The 24,895-nt window shown below is 41.6% G+C and carries 24 protein-coding genes; all 24 read right to left on the reverse strand.

Annotated features, from left to right (window positions below):
- Window positions 1–85: 85 nt before the first annotated feature.
- The 24 genes from BMZ22_RS06600 to BMZ22_RS06715 all read right to left on the reverse strand — a co-directional run bounded on the left by BMZ22_RS06600 (window position 86) and on the right by BMZ22_RS06715 (window position 24,769).
- On the reverse strand, window positions 86–1,330 hold the full coding sequence (locus BMZ22_RS06600; protein ID WP_090083368.1) for a competence/damage-inducible protein A: 1,245 nt from the start codon (window positions 1,328–1,330) through the stop codon (window positions 86–88).
- Entirely contained in the window at window positions 1,330–1,908 is a 579-nt protein-coding gene (gene pgsA, locus BMZ22_RS06605; RefSeq protein WP_090083958.1) for a CDP-diacylglycerol--glycerol-3-phosphate 3-phosphatidyltransferase, read from the reverse strand. The genes BMZ22_RS06600 and pgsA overlap by 1 nt, the downstream gene beginning before the upstream one ends.
- A gap of 60 nt (window positions 1,909–1,968) precedes the next feature.
- Window positions 1,969–2,880: a helix-turn-helix domain-containing protein gene (locus BMZ22_RS06610; RefSeq protein WP_090083371.1), complete on the reverse strand. Its 912-nt coding sequence runs from the start codon at window positions 2,878–2,880 to the stop codon at window positions 1,969–1,971.
- A 69-nt stretch (window positions 2,881–2,949) separates the two neighbouring features.
- Entirely contained in the window at window positions 2,950–3,735 is a 786-nt protein-coding gene (locus BMZ22_RS06615; RefSeq protein WP_090083374.1) for a DUF3388 domain-containing protein, read from the reverse strand.
- A gap of 147 nt (window positions 3,736–3,882) precedes the next feature.
- Window positions 3,883–4,140, reverse strand: coding sequence for a DUF3243 domain-containing protein (locus tag BMZ22_RS06620; RefSeq protein WP_090083377.1), 258 nt, complete (start codon window positions 4,138–4,140; stop codon window positions 3,883–3,885).
- 73 nt (window positions 4,141–4,213) lie between these two features.
- The gene (ymfI, locus tag BMZ22_RS06625; RefSeq protein WP_090083380.1) at window positions 4,214–4,936 is read right to left on the reverse strand and encodes an elongation factor P 5-aminopentanone reductase; all 723 of its coding nucleotides are present in this window, start codon (window positions 4,934–4,936) and stop codon (window positions 4,214–4,216) included.
- Between the two features lie 9 nt (window positions 4,937–4,945).
- A complete protein-coding gene (yfmH, locus tag BMZ22_RS06630) occupies window positions 4,946–6,229 on the reverse strand; it encodes an EF-P 5-aminopentanol modification-associated protein YfmH (RefSeq protein WP_090083383.1) in 1,284 nt (427 codons plus the stop codon).
- Entirely contained in the window at window positions 6,222–7,502 is a 1,281-nt protein-coding gene (yfmF, locus tag BMZ22_RS06635; RefSeq protein WP_090083386.1) for an EF-P 5-aminopentanol modification-associated protein YfmF, read from the reverse strand. Before yfmF ends, yfmH begins: the two co-directional genes overlap by 8 nt.
- A 130-nt stretch (window positions 7,503–7,632) precedes the next feature.
- Window positions 7,633–8,592, reverse strand: coding sequence for an ABC transporter permease (locus tag BMZ22_RS06640; RefSeq protein WP_090083389.1), 960 nt, complete (start codon window positions 8,590–8,592; stop codon window positions 7,633–7,635).
- On the reverse strand, window positions 8,593–9,639 hold the full coding sequence (locus tag BMZ22_RS06645; RefSeq protein WP_090083392.1) for an ABC transporter permease: 1,047 nt from the start codon (window positions 9,637–9,639) through the stop codon (window positions 8,593–8,595).
- On the reverse strand, window positions 9,636–11,165 hold the full coding sequence (locus BMZ22_RS06650) for an ABC transporter ATP-binding protein (protein WP_090083394.1): 1,530 nt from the start codon (window positions 11,163–11,165) through the stop codon (window positions 9,636–9,638). Before BMZ22_RS06650 ends, BMZ22_RS06645 begins: the two co-directional genes overlap by 4 nt.
- Before the next feature lie 165 nt (window positions 11,166–11,330).
- On the reverse strand, window positions 11,331–12,464 hold the full coding sequence (locus tag BMZ22_RS06655; RefSeq protein ID WP_090083397.1) for a BMP family lipoprotein: 1,134 nt from the start codon (window positions 12,462–12,464) through the stop codon (window positions 11,331–11,333).
- Window positions 12,465–12,569: 105 nt separating this feature from the next.
- On the reverse strand, window positions 12,570–13,295 hold the full coding sequence (locus BMZ22_RS06660; protein ID WP_090083400.1) for a GntR family transcriptional regulator: 726 nt from the start codon (window positions 13,293–13,295) through the stop codon (window positions 12,570–12,572).
- 242 nt (window positions 13,296–13,537) lie between these two features.
- On the reverse strand, window positions 13,538–15,832 hold the full coding sequence (locus BMZ22_RS06665) for an FtsK/SpoIIIE family DNA translocase (protein WP_090083404.1): 2,295 nt from the start codon (window positions 15,830–15,832) through the stop codon (window positions 13,538–13,540).
- A gap of 218 nt (window positions 15,833–16,050) precedes the next feature.
- Complete coding sequence (locus BMZ22_RS06670; protein ID WP_245745247.1) at window positions 16,051–16,257, reverse strand: YlzJ-like family protein; 207 nt, start codon at window positions 16,255–16,257, stop codon at window positions 16,051–16,053.
- A complete protein-coding gene (locus BMZ22_RS06675; protein ID WP_090083407.1) occupies window positions 16,254–16,994 on the reverse strand; it encodes a ClpP family protease in 741 nt (246 codons plus the stop codon). Before BMZ22_RS06675 ends, BMZ22_RS06670 begins: the two co-directional genes overlap by 4 nt.
- A gap of 162 nt (window positions 16,995–17,156) precedes the next feature.
- Window positions 17,157–18,023 carry a 4-hydroxy-tetrahydrodipicolinate synthase gene (gene dapA / locus BMZ22_RS06680; protein ID WP_090083410.1) on the reverse strand — a complete coding sequence of 289 codons (867 nt, stop codon included), beginning with the start codon at window positions 18,021–18,023 and terminating at the stop codon, window positions 17,157–17,159.
- A gap of 132 nt (window positions 18,024–18,155) precedes the next feature.
- Window positions 18,156–19,391, reverse strand: coding sequence for an aspartate kinase (gene dapG, locus BMZ22_RS06685; RefSeq protein WP_090083412.1), 1,236 nt, complete (start codon window positions 19,389–19,391; stop codon window positions 18,156–18,158).
- A 15-nt stretch (window positions 19,392–19,406) separates the two neighbouring features.
- On the reverse strand, window positions 19,407–20,453 hold the full coding sequence (gene asd, locus BMZ22_RS06690) for an aspartate-semialdehyde dehydrogenase (protein WP_090083415.1): 1,047 nt from the start codon (window positions 20,451–20,453) through the stop codon (window positions 19,407–19,409).
- Window positions 20,454–20,487: 34 nt separating this feature from the next.
- The gene (gene dpaB / locus BMZ22_RS06695; protein WP_090083418.1) at window positions 20,488–21,093 is read right to left on the reverse strand and encodes a dipicolinate synthase subunit B; all 606 of its coding nucleotides are present in this window, start codon (window positions 21,091–21,093) and stop codon (window positions 20,488–20,490) included.
- A 27-nt stretch (window positions 21,094–21,120) separates the two neighbouring features.
- Window positions 21,121–21,996 carry a dipicolinic acid synthetase subunit A gene (dpaA, locus tag BMZ22_RS06700; protein ID WP_090083420.1) on the reverse strand — a complete coding sequence of 292 codons (876 nt, stop codon included), beginning with the start codon at window positions 21,994–21,996 and terminating at the stop codon, window positions 21,121–21,123.
- Window positions 21,997–22,123: 127 nt separating this feature from the next.
- Window positions 22,124–22,360 (reverse strand): YlmC/YmxH family sporulation protein, encoded by a 237-nt coding sequence (locus BMZ22_RS06705; protein ID WP_090083423.1) that lies wholly within the window; start codon window positions 22,358–22,360, stop codon window positions 22,124–22,126.
- 115 nt (window positions 22,361–22,475) lie between these two features.
- A complete protein-coding gene (locus BMZ22_RS06710; RefSeq protein ID WP_090083427.1) occupies window positions 22,476–23,705 on the reverse strand; it encodes a M16 family metallopeptidase in 1,230 nt (409 codons plus the stop codon).
- Window positions 23,706–23,812: 107 nt separating this feature from the next.
- Window positions 23,813–24,769: a polysaccharide deacetylase family protein gene (locus BMZ22_RS06715; protein ID WP_090083430.1), complete on the reverse strand. Its 957-nt coding sequence runs from the start codon at window positions 24,767–24,769 to the stop codon at window positions 23,813–23,815.
- Window positions 24,770–24,895 lie beyond the last annotated feature (126 nt).

Consider the following 24,895-nt stretch of genomic DNA (forward strand, 5'->3'; position numbering starts at 1 on the left):
CCCCGTTTTTTAAATCAATTAAGCGCTTTTCCATTCTAATGGAACGAAAAAATTTAATTTCCTCTATATTTATGCTCCGATAGATTTAATTTAACAATTTAAATAAAAGTTCATAACCCTTTAAAACGGTCCGTCTGCGTATCGCCTGACGATCGCCCTGAAAATTGAACTTCTCTGCCAGCCGTTTTCCTGATTGATCGTGCACAGCAATAAAAACGGTTCCTGGTGATTGGCCTTCAGATGACTCAGGTCCTGCCACACCAGTAAAACTGATACCAATATCTGCATCAAGCAATGAACGGACATTTTCAGCCATCGCAAGCGCACATGCTTCACTGACTGTACCCTGTTGCTTTATAATATCGGATGAAACGCGCAGCACATTTTCTTTCACTTTGGCATCATAGCAGACAATACTGCCGTTGCAGACCTTTGAAGCGCCCGGAACAGAAGTAAGTTTGTCCGTGAATTGACCTCCCGTCAGACTCTCAGCCGCACCAATTGTTAAATTGTTTTTTTGCATTAAATTAAAAACCTTTTCAGTTAACGTCTCATCATCATCACCGTAATAATAATGCCCGGTCCTTTTCAGAATCTCTTTTTTCGCGCGGTTAATAATCGCTGCCGCCTCATCGTCCGAATCAGCCTTGGCAGTCAATCTGATGGCGACACCTTCATTTTGTGCCAAAGGAGCGATTGTCGGATTGGTCTGCTGTTTGATTAAATCACTTAACTCGTGTTCAAGCGTTGATTCCCCAATACCTATAAAGCGAAGCATGACCGATTTAATGACACTTCCCGCTCCGTGCTGTTTTTTAAAATATGGCAGCACACTGTCTCGCATCATTCGCTTCATTTCCCGGGGCACACCTGGCAAAAATATCCAAGTCCTACCCTCATGTGAGATCATCATTCCCGGTGCCATTCCGGTTTGATTTTCAATCACGTCAGAACCAGCAAAAACGCGGGCCTGCTTTCGATTGTTTGGTGTCATGGCAATTTTCCGCTCTTCAAAAAAAGATTCGATTTTATCCATCGATGGTTTATGTTCAATAATTGGCGTACGTGTTATTTCTTGAAAGGCTTCACGGGTCAAATCATCTTCCGTCGGGCCTAGCCCGCCTGTAATAATAATGACATCCGAACGCTCTTGTGATACTCGAAACTGGTTTTCAACACGCTTAAGATTATCCCCGACGACCGCATGGTGGTGAACATTCATCCCAATTGAAGCCAACTCATCAGAAATCCATTGCGCGTTCGTATTAGCAATTTGTCCTAATAACAATTCGGTGCCAACTGCTACAATTTCAGCTTTAACATTTTTCATTATTTCGAATCCCTCATTACATGCCAATTTTTAACGAAATAGTCATACCCGGATAATACTGTAAATAGTAACGCGGCATACAGCACGATTTGTCCGGCCGGCAGACTTACAAAGGAAAACGGGAAGTTATGGAGCAGCAACAACGCTATTGCTATCATTTGCGTAGCTGTTTTTAATTTCCCCATACTTCCTGCAGCAAGCACAATTCCCTCACCCGCAGCAACAAGCCTGAGCCCTGTTACAGCGAATTCCCGACTTATAATAATGATCGCTATCCATCCAGGAGCAGCTCCTTGCTCTACAAGTAAAATGAGCGCAGCAGCAACAAGCAGTTTATCGGCAAGCGGATCAAGAAATTTACCCAAATTCGTGACCAGGTTATATTTCCTCGCATAATACCCGTCAACCCAATCGGTTACTGCGGCGATTATGAACAGTAAAGCTGCAGCAAAGTGGGAAAAGGGTAAAACGTTCTCACCAATCTCCCATTCGCCCCAATCGAACGGAACCGTAAGTAAAATGATAAAAACCGGAATTAAAATAATGCGTGACAATGTAATTTTATTTGGTACGTTCAACACTTCACCCTCCTGCATATAAAACCCTTCCCTGAGTAGGAAGGGCAGTGAGTTCATTCGTTATTCGTCAGCTTGGTTAATATTGACCCAGATCTTCTGAAACACTTCTTCTTCTGCGTCAACAGGGTATTCCAATGAGATACCATCAATTGATATATCAATTACGGGCGCATTTCCGACTTTAAACCATACCCTGTCAGCTTCAGATAAATCCACTTCAATTGGCGAATTCTCAGCAGTGATCATGGTTGATTCCAAACTTTCACCCTCGCCATTTTCAACCTCCAGCCAAGATTCTCCTGACGCTGTTATAGTGGCTTTAGTGTTGCTGCTTGCGTTTTCAAGCGTCAATGTGGACTCAGGCGCCTCGCCAGCACCCTCTTCTTCCACCACAAACTCAGGTTCCGGTTGCTCAGACGCATTACCTGCCTCGTCGCTATTCTCTGACTGGGAAGTATTTTCTTCGTCTTCAGCAGCGTTCTCATCAGCTTGTTCCTCTTCCTGGCTTCCGTTACCCGAATCTCGGATGACTTCATTATCCTCCTGTGTTGTCGCAGGTTCTGTATTGTCTTCACCCACTGATCCCTGGTAAAAATACCATACGACAAAAATGATTCCTATTATCAGTAATACCACAATGACAGTCGGAAAAAATGAAAATATTGAGGGTGTTTTTCTTGGTCTTTCATCTTTTCGTGACCTTTGAATATGAGCATACTGTGCCGCATTAGTTTCCTCTGATTGCGGCAGATCTTCCTGGTATTCCTCAAGTATTCCATTAGGGTCCAAACCAACTGCTGCGGCATATTCTTTAATAAACGCACGGGCATAGAAAGTCCCTGGCAATATTTTAAAATTTTCCTGTTCAATTGCTTCGAGGTACCTTTTCTGAATCTTTGTTGTCTCCTGCAAACTTTCCAAAGACATATTTTGTTCTACTCTAGCTTCTTTTAGTCTTTCACCAATCCCCATGCATAACACCGTCCATTTAAAATCTTGGCTTATTGCAGCACTTCTTTTCTGCAGGCAGCTTCCTGTCTGCTAAAAGTCAAACATTGAGAGATCATCTTCCTGACCAAAATGATTAATCGGTTCATATGTAATTTCCTCATTTTCATCAGTTCGGAGTTCGATAATATAATCAAAGTCATCCAATTTATAATCGGTCGTTTGGACGAAAATGTCAGGATGTTCAACCACTTTGACGGCAGGAAGCTGCATTATCTCGCGAATAAGCTGCCAATGCTTTTCATTAGCTTGTCGTGCTGAAACGATCCCATCAATTATATATAAGTTGTCGTTGCTGTACTCCCCTTTAATGAGCTCACTTCTGATTGTTTGCTTAAGCAGAGTACTTGATACAAACAGCCATCTTTTATTGGCACAGACGCTCGCTGCAACAACTGATTCGGTTTTTCCAACACGGGGCATCCCCCGGATCCCTATCAGTTTATGCCCTTCCTTTTTATATAGCTCTGCCATAAAATCCACTAATATTCCCAATTCATTCCGAACGAACCGGAATGTTTTTCGATCATCGCCTTCACTCTGAATATATTGACCATGCCTTACTGCAAGTTTATCACGTAGTTTCGGTTTTCGCATTTTTGTTATACGGATTGTATCCATTGTTTGCATAATTGATTTCAAGCGCTGAACTTGTTCTTCTTTTTTTGCGAGCAGCAGCATACCTCTTCGTGACTTTGCTACACCGTTGATCGAGATGATGTTAATTGAAAGCATTCCTAATAAAGAAGAAATGTCACCCAGCAATCCTGGTCGATTATGTTGTATCTCATATTCAAGGTACCATTCAGTTTTCTCCATAGTAAACCCCTTTTACATGTATGCTGTATTCGACTCATATATATCTATCATAAAGTATTTTACATGCGAAAAAAAGAGATTACTGTCATAAACAGCAAAAAATAAAGAAGCTGCATTTATGAACAGCTTCTTCATCTTATCCGTAACTTAAGAGTTTCCCTGGTTTTGTACAAGTTTTACCATTGCGCTGGCAAGAGCGTGTCTTTCTTCTTCAGATCCGGCATTCCAAATTTCTTGTAAAACAGCCTCTTCGCTATTTTTGGCACTTGTATTGGATGCCAGATAATCCCCTACTTCATATGCCATATTGGAGATGGTTTGCTGGCCCATTCCTTGAGACTCCGCCTGTTGCAGTCTGTCAGCGAGAAATGCTTTCCATGAATCAAAATTATCAAGAACGGACATTTGAATCTGCCTCCTTCAAATATTTTTCATGGATAGTATCTGCTTTTAACGGTCAATTATGCATTTTATTTATTTATGAACGCCAGCCACCGCTCACATGAATGATTTCACCGTGAATATAGTCAGCATGTTCGCTCATCAAAAAACCGACTGTATGAGCAACATCTTCCGGGGTCCCCGCCCTGTTGGCAGGGATATCATGAATAATCTGCTCTTTTTCCTCTGTTTGCAGTACTTCATTCATCTTCGTTTCTATAAATCCTGGGCTGACGGCATTGACAGCTATACCTGAGGGAGCTGTTTCTTTTGCCAGTGCTTTAACAAAACTATTTTGAGCACCTTTTACCGACGAATAAACGACTTCATTAGCTGCGCCCGATTCTCCCCACACAGACGTGATAAAAATAATTCTTCCTTGTTTTTTCTGAACCATTGCCGGCAGTAATCGTTTTGTGATCAGCCATGGTGCTTTCACATGAAGTGCAAGCATTGTGTCCATGTCTGTTTCCGCCATCTCCTGAAACAACCCATAGTGCGCAGTTCCGCCGGCAAAGATAATGGCATCCACAGGAAATACCATCTCACTGATAAGATCATCAATACCTCCGGGCTCACTTAAGTCTGCTTGTATCGCCATTAATATGGCTTCCTCATTTATCCTGGTGCGGGTTTCAAACATTGCTTGTTTATTTTGATTATAATGTAATATCAATTGATAGTTGTCCCCGGCAAGCTGTTTGGCAACAGCTGAGCCGATGCCCCCGCTGGCACCAATAATAAGAACGTTTCTCCCCATTTTAATCCCCTACTCATTTACTAATTTGCTTACTGCAATACGGTCATTCTTTATCCAATTTTGGACAAATGTGTTAAAGTCGTCACGTGTTAATGACTGAATAAACGGTACAGCCTTTAAAAAATCCACACCGGCCAGATTATAATGTGTAAATTTAGTCGCAATATACTCGAGTGAATTCATCGACCTTAATAGTTGACCCACTTTCTTTTTCTTCATTCGATCGACTTCTTCATCAGTGAACTCAGTCCTTTTTGTGGTTTCAAGCAATTCCCGCACTTTAGCTGCAAAATTTTCCGGTTCACTTGTGTTCCCGCCAATTAATGTAAAGCCGAAATTTTTTTCAAGGTTTGTATCAAAATAAAAGCTTGCGTCAATCAATTGCGCTTCATAAAGCTGCTGATAAAACGGTCCGCCTTTTGAAAAATAAAAATCAGCAATCATATCCTGCAGTAAATCCTTTTTTAAAAAATCTTCGCCAGTAAGCTCCGAAGATGACTCTTTTATGCCGATTGTACATTTTGGAATTGATACAGGCATTTTAATTGTCTTGTCTTTTTCAAAAACTGAATCGGGTTCCTGTGGGTAGGACCGGTCGATTTTCTCCACTTTCGGAAAGTGTTTTGATGCCTGATTTTCTTCAATCATCTTCATGATCTGCTTGACGTCAAAATTACCTGCAATAAACAGCGTCATATTTTCCGGATGGTAAAACGTATTATAACACGTATATAAATCATCTTTTGTAATTGTGTTAATTGAATCAACAGTGCCCGGAATATCAATTCTGACAGGGTGATGATGGAACATGGCCTTCAATGTGCCGGTTAAAGCGCGCCAGTCCGGCTGATCGTTATACATTTCAATTTCCTGCGCGATAATGCCTTTCTCTTTTTCAACTGATTGATCCGTGAAGTATGGATCCTGAACAAAATCGAGCAATGTCTCAATGTTTTCCATTGTATGGTCCGTACTCGCAAATAAGTATGCCGTTTTTGTAAAAGAAGTGTAGGCATTTGCTGACGCTCCCTGATTGCTGAAATCGGCAAAGACATCACGATTTTCTTTTTCAAACATCTTATGTTCCAGAAAGTGAGCCACGCCTTCAGGGACCGTAATACGCTCTTTCCCATTAATTGGTGTAAATGTCTGGTCGATTGATCCATAATCAGTCGTGAATAACCCGTATATTTTTGCCATTTGAGGTCTGGGCAGCAAATACACCGAAAGTCCATTCGGTAATTTTTCCTTATAAATCATTTCTTCAATATGCTCATATGAGTGTTTATTCATTCTTATCACCCCTTGTCATTAAGTAAACTGTATCAAGCTCCAGTTTTTCCGCCACCTTTATGACGTCTTCCTTACTGACTTTTTTTATTCCGTCGGTCAGTTGATTAAATGGCAGCTCTTTACCTCCCACTTCCTGTTGGTACATAAGCTCGATTATTCCTTTTGCATTGTCAGTCGTTTCCAGCATTTGATTAATGACCAATTCTTTCGTGTCATTCAATTCGCCTTCGGTAAAATCTCCGTTTTTCATGGCTTCCACCTGCTGAACGATAATTTCGCGAGCCTGCTGATAATCTTCAGGCGCTATGCCGCTGAAAACAAATAATAACCCCTTGTGACTTTCGAATCTTGATGCAGCATAATAAGCAAGACTGTTCTTTTCTCTCACATTGATAAATAATTTAGAGCTTGGAAATCCTCCCAGTAATCCGTTAAAAACATGCAGCGCAAAATAATCTTTATCGCCGTATGTTATATTTGTCCGGTACCCTAGATGAAGTTTAGCCTGCTGTACGTCCTGTTTATCAATTACTGTTTTAGGTTCATTTTTCGGACTGGCTGATTCTTCCTTTGGAATCGAAGTTTCAGTTTCCCGGCGGACAAAGGAACCCGTTATTTTACTCTCAATCGTATCAGGGTCTATATCACCCGATATATAAATGTCGAGTGTATCGTTTTGCACCATTGACTGATAACAGCTATATAAATTGTCAGGTGTGATGGTTTCCAGATCTTCTTCGTACCCTTGAACGTGCAATTTATACTGTTCCTCACTGCACATTTCATCAAGTAGCCGCATATTAGCCAGCCGCATTTTATCATCTGCAACAGCTTTAATTTTTTGCTTCAGTGTTGCTTTTTCTCTTGTAACCGTTGCTTCGGGAAAAGAACCATTTTCACTTTTCGGATTAAGAATAACTTCCTTAAACAATGCGATTGCCTCATCCATAATTGAAGCTTCGTTCGAAATAAATTTCTGATTAGCTGTCTCAAGGCGTATTGTTGTGATATGGTAATTGCCTTTTTTTGTACCATTCATGGACAAGAGGGCCCCGTACAAACTATCCAATTTTTGTTGAAGCGCGACACGGTCAGGATAGGTTTGTGTTCCTTGCTGCAGAACATGAGGGATTAATGCACGACGTGTGATTGTCTCACGTGATAAAGGCGCCCTGAACTTAGCAGTAATGGCAATTGTTTTAAATTTTTGAGTCGGTACAAAATGAAAGTTAATGCCATTTTTACTTATCGTTTTTTCACGAAATTCTTGCATTCGGAATCCTCCCTTATAATCCGTACTGGTCAATTCTCTTATATAGTGTGGATCATCTTCCTAATATTATAGCAAAAACCTGAGTTGCATAATCATTGAGCAACTCAGGTTCTTTATTATAATGGCCCATTTATCGTGTGCCTTTTATATATGGTTCCCCATTGGCTCTTGGTGCCTCCGCACGTCCGATAAACCCTGCTAGAGCAAGAATTGTTAAGACATACGGTGCAATCAGCAGGAATACTTGTGGCACATCTTCAAGGACCGGTACACCTCCGCTTATGACACTCAAACTCTGTGCGAAACCGAAGAATAGTGCAGCCCCCATTGCGCCGAGTGGATGCCATTTTCCAAAAATGACGGCTGCCAGCGACATAAATCCTTGCCCTACGATCGTAGCATGTGAAAAGTTTAACGCTATTGTTAAAGCAAATACTGAACCGCCGAGACCTCCGAGAGCTCCGGATAAAATCACAGCAATGTAGCGCATTTTGTAAACACTTATACCATTCGTATCAGCTGCCATGGGATGTTCGCCTACAGAACGCAGTCTGAGGCCAAATGGTGTTTTATACAGAACATACCACGCAACAATTGCCAAAACGATCGCCAAGTAAGAACTTAAATAAATACCCTGGAAAAATATCTCCCCGATTATCGGTATTTCGGAAAGCAGTGGGATGTCACGCGTGAAAAATTGCTGTGATACCATATCTGTTTGGCCTTTTCCATACCATTGCTTTGTCAGGAAGACGCCCAAGCCAAGCGCCAAAAAGTTTATCGCTACACCACTGACGACTTGGTCGGCGCGAAATGAAACAGCAGCCACAGCATGAATAAGTGAAAATATTGCCGATATAATCGCCGCGGCAATTATCGATACCCACGGTGTCCAAGCGCCAAATACATCCGCAAATGCGAGATTAAACACGATACCGACAAATGCACCCATAACCATCAGACCTTCCAGCCCGATATTAATAACGCCGGACCGCTCACTGAATACTCCGCCCAAAGCTGTAAAGATCAATGGCGCTGAAAAGAAAAGGGCTGGTGGAATAATCGACTGTAATAGATCAACAAATCCCATTTATTTCTCCTCCTTTTTAAAGCGAAGTATAGCCCAGCGAATGATATAACCGGATGCAACGAAGAATATAATCAATGCAATAATGATATCAACTAATTCAGTCGGCACACCAGCTTCAGTCGGCATATTTAAGCCACCAACCTTAAGTGATCCGAACAATATAGCCGCAAGCACTACACCAATAGCTGTGTTAGCCCCTAACAATGCCACGGCTATCCCGTCAAATCCAAGATTGTTAAAACCGGATTGCACAGACATGTAGCCGAAAGTTCCAAGGCCTTCCATAGCGCCAGCCAACCCGGCAAACGCACCGGCAATAACCATCGACAAAATAATATTACGTTTGACACTCATACCAGCATATTTCGATGCATGTTCATTATAACCAACTGATTTGAGCTCGTACCCCAATGTTGTCCGTTCGATAATGAACCACATAATAACAGCTGCAAATAAAGCAATAAAAATACCATAATGCATCCGTGAAAAATACGTCATATTCTGAAACCATTCTGATGCAAGTGAAGCTGTACCTGCAACATCAGGGGTCTTATCCTCGTTATCAGAAAGCACATTTCGCACGATGGCATTGGCCGAATAAAGTGCCGTATAGTTTAACATAATCGTCACAATTACTTCATGGACCCCACGTGTCGCCTTCAAAAGACCAGGAATAAATCCCCATATAGCTCCTGCTAAGCCGGCAACAATAATCGCCAGCGGCAGATGAATAATCATCGGCGCTTCAACGGTCGTCCCAATCCATACTGCAGCAAGCCAGCCTACAATAACCTGACCTTCCGCACCAATGTTTAGCAGCCCGCTCCTAAAAGCGAATGCAACGGCCAATCCTGTAAATATGTATGGTGTCACCTGTCTGACTGTTTCTCCAAAATAATAGATGTCACCAAAGGCACCATTCCACAATGCTGCATAGCCTTTTATGGGATTATACCCAAAACCAAGCATAATCAGAGCACCTGCAATTAAACCGATGAGTGCTGATATGAGCGGCACGAGTATATTAAAAAGTCTGTTGGTGTTCACCCCTGATCACCTGCTTTCTCCTTCGTGCTTCCTGCCATTAACAGCCCTAGTTCGTTTTCGTCGGTCTCTTCAGGTTTTACTTCGGCGACATTTTGGCCGTCAAACATAACAGCAATCCTGTCACTTAAGTCCAAAACTTCATCCAATTCAAACGAAATTAACAAAACAGCTCTCCCTTTATCCCGCTCCTCAATCAGTTTATTATGAATAAATTCAATCGCCCCGACATCCAATCCTCTTGTTGGCTGGGCTGCTATTAAAAGGTCCGGCGAGCGATCAACCTCACGGCCGATAATCGCCTTTTGCTGATTACCGCCTGATAACGAGCTTGCGCTGGTATAAACACTCGGTGTTCGTACATCATATTCTTCAATCAGTTCCGCGGCTTTTTTATAAATTTCATTATAATTAAGTGTTTTATATTTGGAGTAAGGTTTCTTGTAATACGTCTGCAGGACCATGTTTTCACCCACAGAATAATCAAGCACCAATCCGTACTTATGCCGGTCCTGAGGTATATGTCCAACACCGCTTTCTGTCACTTTTCTCGGAGAAAAATTTGTAATATCTTTATCATTCAGCAAAATTTTGCCGGCGTCTGATTTTTGCAAGCCTGTAATAGCTTCGATCAGTTCTGACTGTCCATTTCCATCAACACCTGCTACACCAAGAATCTCACCGGCACGCACTTCAAGATTCATGCCCTTGACCATTTCAACTTTCCGCTTATCTTTTACATTCAGGTTTTCAATCTTTAACACTGTTTCTTTTGGAACAGCAGGCTCTTTTTCTACCTTAAAACTGACATTTCTTCCGACCATCAGTGAAGCGAGTTCAGTTACGGACGTCTCAGCCACATCTAACGTATCGATCCCTTCACCCTTTCGGATTACTGTACATCGTTCAGCAATTTGCATTATCTCTTTCAATTTATGCGTAATTAAAATAATCGATTTCCCTTCGGCTGTCAGCGAACGCATTATATCCATTAATTCGACAATTTCCTGCGGTGTCAGAACTGCAGTTGGTTCATCAAAGATCAGGACTTCTGCACCGCGATAAAGCGTTTTAAGTATTTCAACCCGCTGCTGCATACCAACTGATATGTCACTGATTTTTGCAGTGGCATCAACCCTAAGTCCATACCTGTCTGACAGCTCCTGAACCTCTCTTTCTGCTTTTCTTATATTGATTTTTCCATACCTTGTCGGTTCACTTCCCAATATGATGTTTTGTGTCACAGTAAACGGTTCCACAAGCATAAAATGCTGATGGACCATTCCAATTCCAAGCTCATTTGCAATATTGGGATCAGTGATTTTTACCGGCTTGCCGTTCACCCGTATCTCACCCTTCTCAGGCTGATACAAGCCAAAAAGAACATTCATCAATGTCGACTTTCCGGCACCATTCTCTCCGAGCAAGGCATGAATTTCACCTTTTTTCAATTGCAGTGTTATATTATCATTTGCCACAACACCGGGAAATTCTTTGCGTATATCCAGCATTTCAACTACATAATCCACGAGTGATCACTCCTTTGGTTCCAGCCAGGTGTTATATATCAGGCTGTCAAATTAAAATTTCCAAATGAAAAGGGCTGAGAATTGCCTTTCATTTGAAAATTTCAAATGTACGGCTCTTACCTCAGAAGAAAAAGACTGGCCTATACCAGCCTTTTTCTATAGGGTTTATAGAGAGTTTAAATACTCATCCAGTTCATCATGTGTTTGAGGCACTTCTACGTCTCCGTCGATGATCTTTTGTTTCCATTCATCAACCGGCTGAGCAATATCATCAGTGTAAGCTTCTTCGTTAGTGTCTGCCAATCCAACACCTTCATCTTCCACACCGAATTCCAGGACTTCCCCGCCAGGGAATTCACCATCCATCGCCATATTGCTTACTTGCTGAACCGAATTATCAACACGTTTAATCATAGAAGTCAATGTAACATTCTGATCACCTATGGCACCTTCTTCATATTGGTCCCGGTCTACACCAATAACCCAGATTTCGCGCTCAGCGTCATTGTTTTTAATGTCTTTGGCTTGTGCAAATACGCCATTCCCGGTAGCCCCTGAAGCATGGTAAATAATATCAATATCATTATTGTACATGTTCGAGGCAATGAGCTTACCATCATCTGGAGCATCGAAAGCGCCGGCATATTGGACTTCAACTTCGATATCAGGATTAACTGTCTTTGCACCTGCTACAAATCCGGATTCAAATTTATTAATCAAATCAGAGTCCGTTCCACCGACAAAGCCAATTTTATCTGTATTTGTTTTATTTGCAGCTGCGACACCTGCAAGGAAAGACCCTTCGTGATCGGCGAATGTAATGCTGGCAATGTTGTCACCTTCAACTACTGAGTCAACAATAGCAAAATTAGTATCAGGATATTGACCGGCCACCTCACTGATAGCATCTTCCAGCTTATAACCAATGCCAAAAACCATATTGAAATCTTCACGCACAAGACGATTTAAGTTTGGCTGATAGTCAGAGTCATCGTTGGATTGTGCGTAATCAAACCCTTCGCCTTCTTCCAGGCCATGTTCTTCTCCCCATGCCTGCAGTCCTTCCCAGGCAGACTGGTTAAACGATTTATCATCTACACCGCCAACGTCCGTTACCATTGCTGATGAAAAGTCTGTTGATTCTTCACTGGCTTCGGTTGTTTCATTGCTTTCACTGTCTGAACCACTTTCGGAATCCGCGTTTTCCCCTTCTGAATCATCGCCGCCTCCACAAGCTGCCAAAAGCATCCCAAGCGTCAAGAAGATGGCAAACAAAAACAATAATTTACGATTTTTCACGGTCATATACCCCCTCATTAAGATAAATAAAGCCAAATAAAAACTTGCAGCACCACCATTTTTAAATAGTAGCTATCACCTCCTCTAATCAAAGTGTGAAACCCTTTACATACGTTTTCTTAAAACATGGAAACTGAATATATCGGGCCGAAAGAAATTTGCTGAATACAGCACTGGTTCGTCATCGTCAGTGTAATGCATCTGCTTCAAAAGCAATAATGACTGTTCGGGATCACAATTTAAAATTTCATAAATTCTTTCATGATAACCAACAGGCTCTATATAGGCCACGGCATAAGAGATTTCTTTGCCTGAAAACTCTTCCATTAATTTGAAAATTGAATCCGCTTTATGAACACGGTCTAGGGGGATAGTGCCTTCCGGCAATTTATCAATGCAAAAAACCACGGGCTCACCATCCGCTGTTCGCACGCGTTCAATCCTTGCCAACGAAGAAATTTCCTTGGGCGCAAATTTAAGCTGTTCATCTTCCGTTGCTTCTAAAGATTCTGTCGAGAGGAACTGCGACCCTGCCTTTTTGCCCGATTGCTCAATCATATATGTAACACTGTTTAATTGTTCAATCCCTGAAGAAAGAATTGGCTTAGGATTGACGAACGTACCGACACCATGCCGTCGAGTCACTACATTCTCTTCTTCGAGAATACGGAGAGCCTCGCGGAGTGTGGCACGGGAGACACCTAGTTCTTTTGACAGCTGAAATTCAGAAGGCAGCTTTTGTTTCGTTTTGTACTTATCACTTTTAATATCGCGTTTAATTTGATCAATAACCTGTAAGTATAAATGGCGTGAATCGATTCGCAACGACATGATGCCCCCCTTATGAATCTTTAATCTTTGATTTGTTAGTTATGTCCCGGCACGTTAGAGATCTGACATCTGACGTATGACTATTTAGTAGTTCGAGATAAATATAACACGTTCTACTATATAAATAAATAGATATAGGTAAACTTCCTTAATTTTTTTAAAAGTAATAGTTCTTTAGATAGATTGAATACTAACTTTAAAGAAACCGGGCATTCTTTAGAATGACCCGGTTAATAGCAGCGTTATGACGTTCTTTCTTCATTTGTCTGGGATACAAGTACAGTACGCGGCTTACTGCCTTCATAAGGGCCGACTATGCCATGGTCTTCCATCGCATCAATCAAGCGTGCTGCCCTTGTATAGCCGATTCGAAACCTTCGCTGCAGCATTGAAACGCTTGCGCTTTGCATTTCAGTAATCATTTGTACCGCATCATCATACAGCTCATCATCGACATCTGACACTGTTTCATTCGTTTCCTCAGGAATCATTTCTTCCTGATAAGAAGCTTTTTGCTGATCAATACAATGATCAACAACCCGTTCAACTTCTTCATCCGATAAAAACGCTCCTTGTACCCTTGTAGGCTTAGACGAGCCCACCGGCATAAACAGCATATCACCGCGACCAAGCAGTTTCTCTGCTCCCCCAGCATCAAGAATCGTTCGTGAATCTGTCGCTGAAGAAACACTGAACGCTATACGCGATGGAATATTTGCTTTTATCACACCGGTAATAACATCCACTGACGGCCGCTGAGTTGCAAGAATTAAATGAATACCGGCAGCGCGCGCCATTTGTGCAAGTCTCGTAATAGCATCCTCAACATCATTTGACGCCACCATCATTAAATCTGCCAGCTCGTCTACTAATACAACAATATAAGGGAGGTTTGGCTGCTTTTCATCTTCCTCATAAACTGTTTGGTTATATTTTCGAATATATTCATTATACCCTTCAATATTGCGCGTGCCTGTTTCTGAAAACAATTCATATCGGCGTTCCATCTCAGCAACTACTTTTTTCAAAGCCCGCGACGCCTTTTTCGGATCAGTAACGACCGGTGTCAATAAGTGTGGAATACCATTATACACATTTAATTCCACTTTTTTCGGGTCAATCATCATCATTTTGACCTCATGCGGTTTAGCACGCATCAATATAGTCGTTATAATACCATTGACACAAACACTCTTACCGCTTCCGGTTGCCCCCGCAATAAGCATGTGCGGCATTTTGCTCAGCTCAGATACGATGGCATCGCCTGAAATGTCCCGACCAAGCGCAAATAATAGTTTTGAAGATTGACTTGGCGTAGATGTATCCAGCACTTCCCGCAACGAAACTTGTGCGATTTCCTGGTTTGGAACTTCAATGCCGACTGCTGACTTGCCCGGAATTGGCGCCTCAATACGAATGTCCTTTGCGGCCAGGGCCAGTGCCAGGTCATCATGCAGGTTAACGATTTTACTTACTTTAACACCAGCCTCCGGGTACACTTCATATTTCGTGACAGCCGGGCCGACGTGTACTTTTGTAACCTTTGCTTTAACACCAAAACTGTCAAATGTGCGTTCCAGCTTCCTTACTGTGGCTTGAATTTTTGATTTTTCCTGGTGTTGTGAACTTTGCGCGGGTTCAGCAAGCAAGCTCGGTGACGGGAGTTCATACTCATGATTCTCGGCTTCTGTCATAGGCAGCGGATTGCCTTGTTCTCCTTTCGTTTCTGTTTCTGCTTCCGGATTTTCATTGTTTGTTTCCTCAGTGTTTTGATTATCATTCTCGGTATCATGTGTACTGAAAGAATATGCTACATCAGTAAAATCCTGGATCACAGGTTCGTTATGATTAATTTCCTCCTGCGGCACGTACACTTCGGCATTTTTTACCTCATCATCAGGTGAATTGCTTGTCCGGGAATAGCTCAGACGCTTTTTCGTTGAAGTTATCATATTCCCCAAACGCTTACCACTTTTGGAGAAGAATTCACCAAGTGAAAATTCGGTCATAAATATAATACCTATTAAAATCGAAAACACAGAAACTATTTTGGCACCTACAGACGAAAATAAATAGTAACAAAATGTAAACAGTAAACCGCCAATCATGCCACCACCGGTTTGGAGCCCATCACCACTGCCATCCACATAGGCAAAAAACTGGTCCCACGTTGCTGAGAGAATCGATGTTTCTTCAGATGAAAGCAAAAGTCTTTCATATGTTTGGATATGGGTAAGCAGTAACACGCCGGTAAAAAGAATATAAAAGCCTATCAATTTTTTGTTGGAAAAGTCAGGATACCGGCGTTTAACCATTAACACTATACCCGTGATAAGCAAAAATATAGATGCTATAAAATACCAGATTCCAAGAAAAAATCTAAATATATGTTCCAGTCCGCCAGGTATGACCCCATCACTGATAGCGCTGGCTCCACTGCCAAAAATAGCAAGAAAAATAAACAAAAGACCCAGCAACTCATATTTAACTTTTTTATTTAGCTGGTTCTTTTTTTTTCTTCTTTTTTTCTTAGCCACTTAATTCACCTCGCTCATATGCAGCATGACAACACGATAAGCCTTCCTTTTCAAAAATCGCGACTTTTAAGCGTCAAGTCAACCCCTGCCGGATACTGACAGGGGGGTAACTTAACTACTTTTCAGGATAAAGATGCTCTTAATACGAAAGGTTATCGTTGCCGGAAGCTTAATTTTAGCATTTAATACCATTATAGCACAGTTATTATCGATTCGCGTTACCTCAGCATAGTACCGGGGGTGTAATCCGGATTCATAAAATCCTGTGGATCCGTCGACAGGAGCTGGAGCAATTGATACTGACCGTCCTGGGTCTCTTCGACGTATACTTGTCTGCCGTTATGGGATGCACATTGCCTTTTTTGAAAATCCTTATCTGATGATGGGAAAATGTCTGTTTCTGACAATGGTGTGTACAGAATCATTGTATCACCTGATTTTCTGGTCCTTGGTTGTTGTTTATCAATTCATTAACTTTCATCATCGCCTTACTGACTCCGCCGACCCCATCAATTAACCCATACTCCACAGCATCGGTTCCAATCACATTAGTCCCTATATCCCTAGTCAAATTGCCTTTGGCAAACATTAACTCTTTAAATTTATCTTCCGGCATATTTGAATGACGAACGACAAAATCAATGACACGATCCTGCATTTTATCCATATATTCAAATGTCTGAGGAACACCTATAACAAGACCATTCAGCCGTATAGGGTGGATTGTCATCGTTGCTGTCGGTGCGATAAACGAGTAATCGGCTGAAACAGCAATTGGTACGCCAATGGAATGTCCGCCACCTAATACGATTGAAACGGTCGGTTTTGACATAGAAGCAATCATTTCAGATAACGCAAGCCCTGCCTCCACATCACCGCCCACCGTGTTTAACAAAATAATCAACCCTTCAATTTTGGGATTTTGTTCAACAGCAATAATCTGTGGCAGCATATGTTCATATTTCGTTGTTTTATTTTGCGCAGGCAGCTGAACATGTCCTTCTATCTGTCCGATAATCGACAGCACGTGAATATTGGAATCAGGTGCTTGAGCAACATTTGACTGACCTAGTTGCTGAATCTTTTGAACTAAAGATGAATTATTGGCTTGATCACCCTGTTCCTGATTTTGATTGTCTTTTTTTGATGGTTCTTTATCCATGTAGGGCACTCCTTTTCTTCATACTTTTCCATATCTATCTGAGCAAGCTATATAAACTAGTATGAACCAGACATGCAAAAACCATGCAAAAGGAATTAATGGATCAAGCAGGTCATTAACAATAACGACAAGAAAAATACCGGCAATCTCAGCCGGTAATCATCATACGTTTATTATATTTCTCAAAGCTTCTTGTTCTGATTCAGTAAGTGGTATTAATGGAAGCCTGACACCACCTACATCTATCCCCTTCATGTTCAGCGCTGTTTTAACTGGTGATGGAGAAGGCTGAGCGAATAACCCGTTCATAACAGGAAGAAGCTTTCGGTGTAACGAAGCGGCTTTTGCGGTGTTTCCTGAATGAAAAGTGTCAACCATCTCTTTTATTTCCTGACCAACAATATGCGAAGCAACAGATACAACACCATCGGCTCCGACGGCAAGCATCGGGAGTGTGTTGCTGTCTTCACCGCTATACACACTGAAGCTGTCCGTCGTATGCTCAATAACATCAGAGGTCAAATCCAGATCACCACTTGCTTCTTTAATGGCAACAATATTATCAATTTGACTCAAACGAACAATTGTTTCCGCATTCATTTTTACCACTGAACGTCCGGGGATGTTATAAAGCATAATGGGCAAGTTTGTGTTCTCAGCAATGGCTGAAAAATGCTGAAAAAGCCCTTCCTGACTAGGTTTATTGTAGTACGGTGTGACCAGCATGATGCCATCCGCACCAGCTTCTTCAGCTTTTTTTGTCAGCGCTATCGATGCATGCGTATTATTACTGCCAGTTCCCGCAATGACCGGAATACGACCATTTACTTTATTGATCGTATGTTTGAATAAGGCAATTTTTTCATCTGAAGTAAGCGTCGGGGACTCACCGGTTGTGCCACCGATAACCAGACCCTCGCTTCCATTCCGGATCAAATATTCAATAAGATCCGCAGTTTTGTCAAAATCAATCCCGCCATCCACATCAAATGGTGTTACCATCGCTGTTAACACGCTACCAAAGTCCATGGCATAACACCTTTCTTTTTTAAATATGCATTCATAATCGTAAATACCAGGGTAAGTTTAACTACCATTTAACAAAGAAAAATCGCTTTGTTGAATGACGTTTCATCTTACCCCACACGAATTGTTCAGTAACTACACAAGTTTCCCCTCAGGGGTGTTTAAAGCGAAAACATCGTGTAATGCATTGACCGCGGTTTTAAGATCATCTTCGTGAATCAGCACCCAGATTGTTGTGTGACTGTCTGCTGATTGGAGGATTTGAACACCTGCGTCTGTCAATGATTGAACTATTTTAGAAGCGACGCCCGGGACGCCCGTCATGCCTGCACCTACAGCTGAAACTTTAGCACAATCGCTCGTTGTCTCCGGGTAGAAACCCATCGTCTTCAAAATGCGAACAGCCTTATCGCTCTGTGAGTCGGGCACTGTATACAAAACCCCGGTAGGTGAGATATTTATAAAGTCAACTGAAATTCCGGCTTCAGCCATTGCTTTAAAAACTTCAGACTGCAGACCTTCTGTTTCGTCCTTTGTCTGGACACTTATTTGTGTGATCGATGACATATGGGCTATTCCGGTGATCAGCCTATCAGGAATATCTGTCCCAAGTTCTTGAACTCGGGAGGCTGTAATCAAGGTCCCCTCATCTTCAATGTAAGTCGACCTGACACGCATAGGGATTTTTGCCTGCATTGCAATTTCAACCGCTCTCGGGTGAATCACTTTTGCGCCCTGATAAGCAAGATTGCTTATTTCTGTGTAAGTCACAATGTCAAGCGGTCTGGCCTCTGACACCATATTTGGATCAGCCGTCATAATTCCGTTTACATCAGTGAAAATTTCAATCCGGTCGGCTTCGACAGCAGCACCTATGGCAGCAGCGGTAGTATCGCTCCCCCCTCTGCCAATGGTCGTAATATCGCCATCAGGAGTCTGTCCTTGAAAGCCGGCTACTACCACAACATCATGTTCTTTGAATTCTTCAAAAACACGCTCGGGCCTTACTTCTTTTATCTTTGCTTCATTATAATCATCATTGGTTATAAAACCCGCCTGGGCTCCAGTTAAAGCTGAAGCACGTATATGGTTTTTCTTCAGTTCATTTGATAAAACAACCGAGGCAATCTTTTCGCCGCAGGACATAAGGATATCCAATTCACGGCTGGAATTATAATTTTTGGGAAAATCAACCAGATCCAGCAAGGAATCTGTTGCGTATGGATCAGGTTTTCGCCCGAGCGCGGATACGACAACAATTATTTTATAATCATTCATAAGCGCGTTTTTTATATGCCGCATAACGTGGCTGCGATTTTCTTCCGATTGAACAGATGTGCCGCCAAATTTTTGGACTAATATGTGCTGCATCATGTCACCTCTATCTTAAAGCCACTTATTTTCGATTAGGCGTTCTGCTATTTGAATTGTATTCAAGGCAGCACCCTTGACAAGGTTATCAGATACCACCCATAAATGGAAACCGTGGTCATTATCAAGATCTTTACGTATACGTCCCACAAACACGTCATCTTTATTTTGGGCGCTTAAAGGTGTCGGGTATGTCTGTGTGGCCGGGTTATCTTGAAGCGTCACACCTTCTGCACTTTCTAATACATTCCATAAATCTTCAACGTTCAAACCATCTTTTTCAACATCTACATAGACACTTTCAGCATGTGAGGTGAAGAAAGGAAGCCTGACACATGTTGCTGCTACCGGCAAATCTTGTGCATGAAGAATTTTCTTCGTTTCATTGATCATTTTCATTTCTTCAAATGTATAACCGTTCTCCTGAAATACATCAATTTGCGGTAAGGCGTTAAAGGCGATTGGAAAATGTTTTTCATCTCCTTTAACCGGCAAAAGTTCAGCTTTCATTTCCTCATTATTTAAATATTGTTTTGTTTGTTCTTCTAATTCTTGGTTAGCTTCATTTCCTGCCCCGGATACTGCCTGATACGTCGACACAATCACACGTGATAAGCCAAAAGCTTCCTGAAGCGGTTTTAGTGCGGCAACCATTTGAATCGTTGAACAGTTTGGATTGGCAATAATTCCATTATGGGACTGAAGATCTGTTTCATTAACTTCAGGCACAACCAGCGGGACGGTTTCATCCATTCTGAATGCACTTGTATTATCCACAACGACTGCGCCACGTTTGACAGCTTCAGGTGCAAATTTTTTGGAAATTGATCCGCCTGCCGAGAATAAAGCTATATCTATATTATCAAAACTTTCCGGTTTTGCTTCCTCCACTGTAATTTCCTGACTTTTATAGATGAGTTTTTTTCCGGCTGATCGACTGGACGACAAAAGCTTAAGCTCACGAATTGGCAGATTTTTTTTCTCGAGTATTTCAATGATTTTTTCTCCAACCGCTCCAGTAGCACCAACTACTGCAACGTTAACTGCATTATTTTCTGTCATTCTGTAAGACACTCCCCAATAAGATTATTTTCATTTATTCTACCATATTATCATTAATATGAGGAATAATCACGGGTTGTAGTTGTTGACCATTTAATGCCGCTTCAATTGTCTCAGGCAGCAAGTTCATATCTGACACAAGGGAGTTGGGCTTTTTATACGGATTATCCTGACCATATGGAATAAAGTAAAAATATTTGCTTACCATTAACCGCATTAAATTTACACCATTTAAACCAAGCGCGTCGTTTGTGGATATCCCCAGCACTATCGGATTTTGGTTTCTAATTGTTGCTTTAACCGCCATCAAAACCGGTGTATCAGTCAGGGCATTTGCAAGTTTGCTCATAGAATTGCCAGTTAATGGTGCAACAACCATGCAATCAAGCGGAAGCTGAGGCCCAAGCGGTTCAGCCTCAGGAATCGTCTTAATTGCGCGTTTTCCCGTAATTGATTCAATTTTAGCTACATGATCTTCTGCTTTACCAAACTTTGTATCTGTGTTTTGTACAGTATAAGAAACAACCGGTATCACTTCTGCCCCCGTATCCATTAACCTTTTCAATTGCGGAAATACTTGGTCATACGTGCAATGCGAACCCGTCACACCAAAACCTATCCGTTTTCCTTCGAGTCCCATCATATCGTCTCCTTCCATTTAATGGATTTAAGGTTTATCAACCAATAATTGTTTAATGACATCAGCCAAAATCTTACCTGCTGTTTTTGGAGCGACTATGCCAGGCAGACTTTTAGCAAGTATTGCTTTTATGCCGCGCTGCCGGGCGTATTCAAAATCAGTTCCTCCAGGCGTTGAGGCCAAATCAAAAATAATGCCATGACCTGGCAATTGCCTTATAGAATCCCGCTTAATAACCGGAGCAGGTACAGTATTAATTAGTAAATCACAGTCTTGCGTATATTTATTCAAATGATCAAGTGGGATGGCGGTGTGACCCAATTCTGTAATTCGAGCCAGGTCCATAATACTTTGAGCGCAAACTGACACTTTGGCCCCAAGCGCTGCAAATTTATTCGCGACCGTGTTCCCAACACGGCCAAATCCAACCACAATTACGCGGGATGAATGAATTGTATAATCGGTATGTTCAATGGCCATCATTATGACACCTTCAGCTGTTGGAATTGAATTATAAATTGCCACATCGTCGCGATTGAGTAGCGGCATTAACTCAACTTCAGCCTCATTTGCACAACCATCCAAGAAATCATTGGAAATCCCGGTAAAAACAATCGAATTCTTTTTCAGCTTCTTAAACCAGTTTTTCGTTAACTGAATGGATCGGTCGGAAAAAACCGTTTCCACGTACCCTTTTTGGTCGGTGCCCGTGATTGGCAAGATAACGGCATCAAGATCTTGCAGAGGCAAATCGGCAAAATCGGTTTGTTTCAATCCTGTAAATCCCTGCTCCAATTTATCGAAACCTACCAATGAAACAGCAATATCAGGAAGTATCTGCAGCTGCCGTATCAACTCCAAGTAACGAGCATCTCCGCCAATTACAGCAATTCGTTGTGCCATGGCTGACATATCCCTCCGTAACCATCTTCTAAATCGGTTTTCAAAATAGTTTATGTGTTTATTATCAGTTGGTGATTACCAAATAAAAAAAACCGGCATCCTAATAATAGGATCCCAGCCTTTGAAATTATTCACCTGATTCAATCATAATCATATCTTCACCGATTTTTCGGATGGACCGCCATCTGATTTTTGCGTCAGCACCTTCTTTTTTTAAACCAAACCATTTATAATTCGGAATAACGAATGATTCGATCTGACCGGTTCTTTCATCAATCTCAAGGTCTGTCTGCCCGAGCACTCCGAGGCGCGTCCCCTGGTTAATATCAACGATCTCTTTGGAACTGATTTCCTTATACCTGATAAAACCACCTCCTGTGAGCCTCTTCCGGGAAAAATAACCATCTAATCACTGACTCTCAGCTTTCAACCGGTGAAATAATACTGCTATGGACATTATATGCTCTGTGACACCATCATTATACCTGCCCAACAGTTTCAGGTGCTATCAGTGCGCTTGATGGTGCGTGGGTGAAAGCCGAATCAATTACTTGCTGAATCTTAGCATGATTTACCGCATCAATTTCTGCAATCATATCATCAAGTGAACGGTGTTTATTTAACATTAATTCGTTCCTGCCATTTCGGCTCATCCTGCTGCTTGTGCTTTCCAAACTTAGCATTAAATTGCCTTTCAGCTGTTCTTTACTGTTTATTAATTCTTTATCAGTTAAACCGTGTTGTACCAAGTCATCGATTGTTCGTTTAACCGTCTCTCTTAATTGTGGCAGCTGTTCCTTCCCAGTGCCGGCATAAATAGTTAATAATCCATTATCAAGGAATGAGGCATGGTAAGAAAAGACGGCATATGCCAAACCTTGTTTTTCCCTGACTTCCTGAAACAAACGTGAACTCATACTCCCGCCAAGTACATTATTAACGATCGTCATACTGTAAATGTTTTCATTATCCAATGGCAACCCGTTAAAACCTAGACATAAATGAGCCTGTTCTGTATCCTTTTGCCGTTCAATTTGCTTTCCTACAAATTCCGGTTGTTCAACTTCAATTTTGCCTGTGTTTTGTTCAAAATCACTGAAGTAGCTTTCAACCGTCTTAATAAAGGTATCATCCACGTTACCGGCAACGGAAACAACGACATTATCCGGTGTATAGCGAGCTTTTACATAGTTTTTCAATGTTTCAGGGGTAAATGATTGAAGCTGCTTTTCTGTACCCAGGATCGGAAATCCTAAAGGATGATCACCGAACGATGCACGTGCCAAAATATCATGGACAATATCATCCGGTGTGTCTTCGTACATTTTAATCTCTTCCAGAACGACATTTTTCTCCCGTTCCATTTCTTTTTCATCAAAGGATGAATTAAAAAACATGTCGGACAATATTTCTAACGCTTGCTCTTTATGCGTGTCCATCACTTTTGCATAAAAACAGGTATATTCTTTTGAGGTGAAGGCATTGACTTGACCGCCAATCGAATCAAAAGCTTCTGCAATCTCTTGAGGATTTCTTTTTTCAGTCCCTTTAAAAAGCATATGCTCTATGAAATGAGAAATGCCATTTATCTCCTCAGTTTCATTTCGCGAACCTGTTTTCACCCAAATTCCAATTGTTACGGATCTGACGGCGGGTATGTTTTCCAAAACGATTCGCAGCCCGTTATCACTCGTATGCTTTTCTACCAATGTAATTCCTCCCAGCATGTATCATCAGCTATATTTTCATCCCGCATGTAATGGACAGTACACTGCCGAAGAACGGCAGCTGACTGTCCCTAAATGTCCAATTTTGTTCATCTTTCAGCGCTTAATAGCGTATTAAGTGTTTCAATTTTGTAACCTTTTCCTTTAATTTCCTTTATTAAATCCCCAAGTCCTTCTTTTATTGAAGGCGTCGGGTGCATCAACAATGTCGCTCCAGGATGTATGTTATCATTTACTCGGTTCATCATAACAGATACGGAAGGTTTCTTCCAATCAATTGTGTCAACGCTCCATAGGATCGTTCCCATTTTCTGTTCAGCCGCTGCTTTTACAACCTGTTCATTATAATCCCCGCTTGGAGGAGCAAACCACCCAGGTGCTTCACCTGTGATCGCCTCTAAAATTTCATTCGTTTTACTGAGCTGCTCGACAATAGCATCAGCCGAAAGACGTGACATCGCAGGATGATTGTAAGCATGATTTCCAATGACATGCCCCTGCTCCTGGATCATTTTTACGTAATCCGAGTTTTCCAGTGCCCATTTGCCTTCGATAAAAAACGTCGCTTTTACATTGTGTTCTTTTAAAATATTTAATATGGGCGGAATATACTCCGTTCCCCATGACACATTGATTAAAAATGCAACCATATTTTTATCAGGATGCCCTCGGTAAATAGGTGCAGCAGGCAAATCATCCATTGTAACTTCGGGTGGAATCTGATCATAGACAAGCAGCGTTTCATCAAAGTAATCATTTTTTTTCATTTGTTCATAGGATTTGTCAATGTTTACTTTCACCCCATAACGTCCGGGCATTTTTTTCCAAACTTCATCAATAACGGCATTCTGGGGAGCTTCTTCATAATTTGAACTTTTTCTCTTTATCTCTTTATACAGAGGGTCTTCCTGCTTGGCCGCTTCAGTTACCTGGCTGGAAAAGGTTGCTGTATCATTTGGCTGAAACGGATTATACGAATAATCAAAAGAAATGACTACGATCACTATAAATACACAAATATGTACAAGGCCCCGATAACGATGCATCATATCCCCCCTCACTAATTCGTATGATGAGGGTGGACATGTTATGAGATTAAAAAATAATAATGGCTTCAATATGTCTCTTAATAGTAAAAATGTGCTGTCATAAAAAAAGAAACTGGTTCTCCA

It is taken from the genome of Lentibacillus persicus, from assembly GCF_900112705.1.
Lineage (GTDB): Bacteria > Bacillota > Bacilli > Bacillales > Amphibacillaceae > Lentibacillus > Lentibacillus persicus.

Bases quoted from the DNA above. Each gene is read 5' to 3' on its own strand.
- BMZ22_RS06610 (WP_090083371.1), bottom strand. From the start codon at position 2,880: ATGGGGATTGGTGAAAGACTAAAAGAAGCTAGAGTAGAACAAAATATG.
- BMZ22_RS06675 (WP_090083407.1), bottom strand. From the start codon at position 16,994: ATGGATAAAGAACCATCAAAAAAAGACAATCAAAATCAGGAACAGGGT.
- BMZ22_RS06615 (WP_090083374.1), bottom strand. From the start codon at position 3,735: ATGGAGAAAACTGAATGGTACCTTGAATATGAGATACAACATAATCGA.
- BMZ22_RS06600 (WP_090083368.1), bottom strand. From the start codon at position 1,330: ATGAAAAATGTTAAAGCTGAAATTGTAGCAGTTGGCACCGAATTGTTA.
- dpaB (WP_090083418.1), bottom strand. From the start codon at position 21,093: ATGGGACTCGAAGGAAAACGGATAGGTTTTGGTGTGACGGGTTCGCAT.
- BMZ22_RS06715 (WP_090083430.1), bottom strand. From the start codon at position 24,769: ATGCATCGTTATCGGGGCCTTGTACATATTTGTGTATTTATAGTGATC.
- BMZ22_RS06620 (WP_090083377.1), bottom strand. From the start codon at position 4,140: ATGTCCGTTCTTGATAATTTTGATTCATGGAAAGCATTTCTCGCTGAC.
- ymfI (WP_090083380.1), bottom strand. From the start codon at position 4,936: ATGGGGAGAAACGTTCTTATTATTGGTGCCAGCGGGGGCATCGGCTCA.
- dapA (WP_090083410.1), bottom strand. From the start codon at position 18,023: ATGGACTTTGGTAGCGTGTTAACAGCGATGGTAACACCATTTGATGTG.
- yfmH (WP_090083383.1), bottom strand. From the start codon at position 6,229: ATGAATAAACACTCATATGAGCATATTGAAGAAATGATTTATAAGGAA.
- yfmF (WP_090083386.1), bottom strand. From the start codon at position 7,502: ATGCAAGAATTTCGTGAAAAAACGATAAGTAAAAATGGCATTAACTTT.
- asd (WP_090083415.1), bottom strand. From the start codon at position 20,453: ATGACAGAAAATAATGCAGTTAACGTTGCAGTAGTTGGTGCTACTGGA.
- BMZ22_RS06640 (WP_090083389.1), bottom strand. From the start codon at position 8,592: ATGGGATTTGTTGATCTATTACAGTCGATTATTCCACCAGCCCTTTTC.
- BMZ22_RS06670 (WP_245745247.1), bottom strand. From the start codon at position 16,257: ATGATTCTGTACACACCATTGTCAGAAACAGACATTTTCCCATCATCA.
- BMZ22_RS06660 (WP_090083400.1), bottom strand. From the start codon at position 13,295: ATGTCGTTGCGAATCGATTCACGCCATTTATACTTACAGGTTATTGAT.
- dapG (WP_090083412.1), bottom strand. From the start codon at position 19,391: ATGCAGCACATATTAGTCCAAAAATTTGGCGGCACATCTGTTCAATCG.
- dpaA (WP_090083420.1), bottom strand. From the start codon at position 21,996: ATGGCACAACGAATTGCTGTAATTGGCGGAGATGCTCGTTACTTGGAG.